This window comes from Microvirga sp. P4_G7 (assembly GCF_056401005.1).
Genome location: NZ_JBFUKD010000329.1, coordinates 1 through 3,927, shown reverse-complemented (window position 1 = coordinate 3,927; position 3,927 = coordinate 1). Strand labels below are relative to the sequence as shown.

At 59.4% G+C, this 3,927-nt stretch carries 6 protein-coding genes; all 6 read right to left on the bottom strand.

The features are described from left to right. A partial coding sequence (locus AC1DT3_RS13835; RefSeq protein ID WP_477465829.1) for an EscU/YscU/HrcU family type III secretion system export apparatus switch protein occupies positions 1-513 on the bottom strand: 513 nt, incomplete at its 3' end. Positions 514-524: 11 nt separating this feature from the next. Continuing rightward, positions 525-1,553: a flagellar motor switch protein FliG gene (locus AC1DT3_RS13830; protein ID WP_477465830.1), complete on the bottom strand. Its 1,029-nt coding sequence runs from the start codon at positions 1,551-1,553 to the stop codon at positions 525-527. A gap of 21 nt (positions 1,554-1,574) precedes the next feature. Next, positions 1,575-1,973: a flagellar motor switch protein FliN gene (gene fliN / locus AC1DT3_RS13825; RefSeq protein WP_477465828.1), complete on the bottom strand. Its 399-nt coding sequence runs from the start codon at positions 1,971-1,973 to the stop codon at positions 1,575-1,577. Between the two features lie 80 nt (positions 1,974-2,053). Continuing rightward, positions 2,054-2,392, bottom strand: a complete 339-nt coding sequence (locus AC1DT3_RS13820; protein WP_477465827.1) for a hypothetical protein — start codon at positions 2,390-2,392, stop codon at positions 2,054-2,056. Further along, positions 2,373-3,302 (bottom strand): flagellar motor switch protein FliM, encoded by a 930-nt coding sequence (locus AC1DT3_RS13815; RefSeq protein WP_477465826.1) that lies wholly within the window; start codon positions 3,300-3,302, stop codon positions 2,373-2,375. The genes AC1DT3_RS13820 and AC1DT3_RS13815 overlap by 20 nt, the downstream gene beginning before the upstream one ends. A 2-nt stretch (positions 3,303-3,304) precedes the next feature. After that, a partial coding sequence (locus AC1DT3_RS13810) for a MotA/TolQ/ExbB proton channel family protein (RefSeq protein ID WP_477465825.1) occupies positions 3,305-3,927 on the bottom strand: 623 nt, incomplete at its 5' end.

Here is a 3,927-nt window from a genome sequence, read left to right as displayed (position 1 = left end):
GTACTGTTCCGAACGCAAGAGAAGGACAGAAACGACAGTAATCGTGAAGAACTTGAAAACAGATTTAAGAAATTCGATCTGACCTTGCTGACCGAAGATCCGTCCCCATCCCGCGAAAGGTGAAATGCGCGACCATTGCGGTTTGATGCGATCATACGCAACGCGCGGGATGTTCTGCAGGATGGAAGACGCCAGGCCGCAGACCGCGAGGACAGCGATGATCGGAACCAGGAAATGACCGACCTCGATCGCGACGGCTTGGAGCAGAAGCATCGCGTCCGAGCCGGTCTCCAACGAAAAGCTGCGCGGGTCGTCGATGAAGAGAGCGAGCTTTTCGGCGAGCGACGCCACATTGTTCCGCGTGGCGAAAACCAGGATCAACAACATGGCGACGATCGAAGCGAAGATCGGTGCTTCTTTCGAGAAGGGAATGTTCCCCTTCTCAATCGCGTCACGGATCTTCTTGTCGCTCGCGGCTTCTGTCTTGCTTTCCTTGTCGACGTCTTCAGACACGGGAAAGCCGTTCAGCGAATGTAGGTATCACCCTCGCTCTCCGAATTGAGCTCGATCTCTCCACGACCGGCCATTTCGAGAGCAAGGTCGGTAATCGAGCGGCGCGCCTCGTGAACGTCTCGCTGAGAAGCTGGTTCCTTGCCGTTGAGCTCGTGCTCGACCATGCGCCGAACGCGCGATGCGAGAGAACTCAAGATGATGCCGCGGAAAGAATCGTCCGTACCCTTGAGGGCGAGAACTACGCGGTCGTTGGGGATCTGATCGAAGAGCGCCGTGCGAGCTCTCGGCGTGAGATTGACGATATCGTCGAAAGTGAAGAGGAGACCACGCAGAATTTCCGCCGATTTGGGGCGAACCGCAGTGAGGCTGGTCAGAACCTCCTCCATGTGGTCGCGCTCCATCTTGTTGATGATATCCGCCATCTTCGCGTGCGTGTCGGCGCCCATGTTGCGTGAGAAGTTGATCATGAAGTCCTCATGGATCGTCTTCTCGATATTGCGCATGGTCTCGTCGACGATGGGCTTGAACGTCAACATCCGGCGCATCAACCCGTTGCGTAGAGGCTGAGGCAGATGCCCCATCACCTTCGCCGCACAGGTCGGCTTGACCTTCGACAGGATCAGCGCGGCCGTTTGCGGATGCTCCTTGATGAGGTAGGTCGCGAGAACGCCCTCTGAGATGTTCGAGATCCGGTCCCAGATGGAGCGGTTGGAGTTTCCGAGGACGTCGGTCATCAGTTCGGCGATCTGCTCGGGCGGAAGAACGCCGCTGAGCAGCTTTTCGACCTCGCCGGCGGTGCCGAACAAGCTCGCTCCATTGGAGAACTGCGCGGCGAACTCCTCGATGAGAACCTCGAGCTGGGTCGCGGAGACAGGACCCAGTTCGGCGGCCGACCGGCTGATGAGTTTGATTTCATCGGGGCCGAAATGCTTCAGGAGACGGTTCGCCGCCGGCTTGCCCATGGCAAGAAGCAGGGTTGCCACCCTGTCTACGCCCTGCAAAGGCTTCGTGCCCGGGTTCACTTTGGCGGGAGTACTCATCACCATTGCAGCCGTTCCGCCTTACCCGTTGAACTCGGAACTCGGAGGACCGACGATCTCGGTGAGCGAGACGCCGAAACGCGAATTGTCGTCTTCGACGACCACCACTTCGCCGCGGGCGATCACGCGCCCGTTCACGACGACGTCGACAGGTTCACCCACCCGATGATCGAGTGGCACGATGGCGCCGCGACCGAGCTTCATCAGGTTCGCGACCGGCATCGTCGCCGAGCCGAGAACGACCTGGATCAGGACCGGGATCCGCAGAATGGAATCGAGATTGCGGCTGCTGCCGATGCGCTCATCGGCGGGGTCGCTGGCCTTCTCCGCTCCATTCGTTTTGGAGAAGAGCGCCTCGTTGTGCCACGTCGGCTGTTCGTGGGCCGGATCTTCGGCGCCGGGGAATGGCTTTTGTGTCATGGAAGGTTATTCCTCGTCGTAGATTTGAGGCGGGTGGAGGAGCATCGGTGTCGCCGGGCGCGAGTTGCGCGCAGATCCCCCTACTGCACCTTTGTATTCTGAAAGCCGATTTCGGAGACGTGAACGCCGGCCTGCCGTTGTTCCGCCAACGTGTCGTGACTCGTATTCAGCGTGGCGATGACGATTTTGGCTTCTTCGATGCGTGCGTCCAGCTCGCTGAGGATCGCACGACCGTCGATGGCGAATGTCTTCACGGCCTCGCCGGCACTGCCGAGAACCTGGGCGGATTGATCGAAGACCCGCTTGTATTCCGCCTGATAGGCCTCGAAGCGCTTCAGCCGGCGATACATCGCGACGACGCAGACGCTTGTGAGCACCAGCGCCAGAAAGAGGACCGCATTAACGAGAGAGGACATCATCGATGAATTCCTGTTCCTGATCCACGAAGTCGTCGACACGCAGCACGTAAGACCCTTCCGACTGGCCGACATGACACCAGAACAAGGCCTGCTCGTTGCCCTCGAGCTTCACTCGGCTGCGCGGTGTCGCCTGAAGCTCCAAAACTTGGCCGATCTTCAGATCCGCGATCTCGCCGAGCGAGAGATGCCGCTCCTCGAGGACGGCACGCAATGTGACCTCGGTGCGCTTGACCTCACTCGCGATCTGCTTCGTCCAGCGCGGATCGCGAGCGGACGAATCGCCGGAGAGCACCCGAGCGAGCGTCTGGCGCATCGGGTTGAGAACGGATTGCGGAATGATCACGAACATCTCGCCGCCGCGATTGAGCGCCTGCAGGAGAAATTTCGCCACGACGGCCTGATTGTTGCGACGACCGATGACCGCGAAGTCCATGCGTGTTTCGAGGCGCTCGAACTTGAAGGGCGTGTCGGCGACAAGCGCGAACGAGGCCTGAAGCGCCTTCCCAACCTGTTCAAAAATGGCCTGCGAAATGCGCAGCTCGATATTGGAAAAGCCCCGCTCCTCGTCGACGGGCGGCTCCGATCCGTCGGCACCCAGCAGCACTTCCACCATCGTGAAGACGAAGTCGCGATCGAAGCCGACGAGGACGTGACTGTCCCATTCCGGCGCATGAAAGACGCCGGCGATCGCGTTTGCCTCATAGATTTCGAGAATGTCGCTGATACGTCCGCTCTCGATGCTGCTCAACGAGTAATACATCGGAGATGCTGCGAGATGGCGGAGGTGATCGGCGCAATAGGTTGCCATGCGATCGAAGATCACATGCAACATCGGGAGCCGGTCGAGGGAAAGACCCGCAGCGTCGAGAAGCCGATCGCGGATATCGCTGGCACTTTGCGAAGCACTCATGATCAGGCGGCCTCTTTCTGGACAGCTTCCGCGTTCTTGCTGCCGCCGGACACCGTTGCGCTTTCGACTTCATCGATCGTCGGGCGATCCGCAGAGGAAATCGCCTTGCGGCCATGCTCGACGGCGATCTGCGGAAGGGCGCCATTCATGTACGCGAGCAGCGTCTGCTTGACGATGATGTAGACGCGGCATTGCTTGTCACGGGTCGCCTTCACCTTCTGAGCGAGAGGCGAGAGGATCGCGTAGGACATGAAGATGCCGGCGAAGGTTCCGACAAGTGCAGCGCCGATCAGACTTCCGAGAAGCTGCGGCGACTGGTCGAGCGCGCCCATGGCCTTCACGATGCCCAAGACAGCTGCGACGATGCCGAGCGCCGGGAGCGCCTCGGCGACCACGGTGAGTGTGGAATAGGGTTTCAGCTTGTCGCGCTTGAGAGTCTGGATCTCCTCGTCCATCAACGATTCGATCTCGTGTGGTCGGGCATTGCCGATGATGATCAGACGGACGTAATCGCAAACAAAGAGGGTTAGTTCCCGGTCTTTCAGGATGCCTGGAAAGTTCTTGAAGATATCGGAATTGTGCGGGTCGTCGATATGGCCCTCGACCTCGTTGCGCGGTTTCGTTC